1 pseudogene is annotated in these 804 nt (G+C 48.5%); it reads right to left on the reverse strand.

The window, feature by feature from the left end:
* Positions 1–804 (reverse strand): annotated as a pseudogene (locus H1S01_RS20485) (DNA polymerase); the annotation flags it as partial.

An 804-nucleotide genomic window follows, 5' to 3' on the forward strand; every position in this document is an offset into this window, starting at 1 on the left:
GTGTGTATCCTTCGCCGCATAGACCAGAGCGACATCCAATGACACTTCATCAAATCGGGTTTTTCCAAAGAGTTCATAAAAGGTGTGGCTGGTATCTTCAAATCCAAATTTGCGACCATATTTTGTGGCTAGATTCTTTAGGGCATAGGATGGCTCATTCTCATTCAACAAGGCCATAGCCACGCGGGTATCGTGAACCATCCCTCGCATCCGGACTCCATGGCGAATCAACATGTGCATATCGTACTTGGCGTTATGCAGTACCTTCCCGACCGTTGGATTTTCCAACATTGGACGCAGCCATTCCAACACTCGGTCCCGGGACAACTGCTTACCGACTTTATGGGCCACCGGGATATAAACGTGATAATCCGCCTTCGGTAAAGTCAGCGACATGCCAACGATTACATCTCGGTATACATCCAAACCTGTAGTCTCCGTGTCGAATGCTATAATAGGTTCATTTCGTAAATCAACGATTACCTGTTCTAACTGGTCTTCGCTTTGAATCAAACGGTAATTTCCCGGTGAATTGGCCACCATCTCTTTCAGCACAGTGTCTTTCCGTCTATCCTGTAGCTCTCGCCACAGACGCAACGCATGGGCCTTCGTAAATTTCCGCAGGCTCTCTACACCGAGACCGATTTCCCCTGTATCAATGGCGGCCTTGACACCCTTCAATCGTTCTTTATCCAACTCACCGATTTTCGACGCCAGGATCGCTGTTTGTAATTTACCGGATGGCCGCACCCATCCAGTGAACCAGACTTCTTCCCACGTCGGTTCTCGCTTTGCCATCTCTTT

This window comes from Heliobacterium chlorum, assembly GCF_014502795.1.
Lineage (GTDB): Bacteria > Bacillota > Desulfitobacteriia > Heliobacteriales > Heliobacteriaceae > Heliobacterium > Heliobacterium chlorum.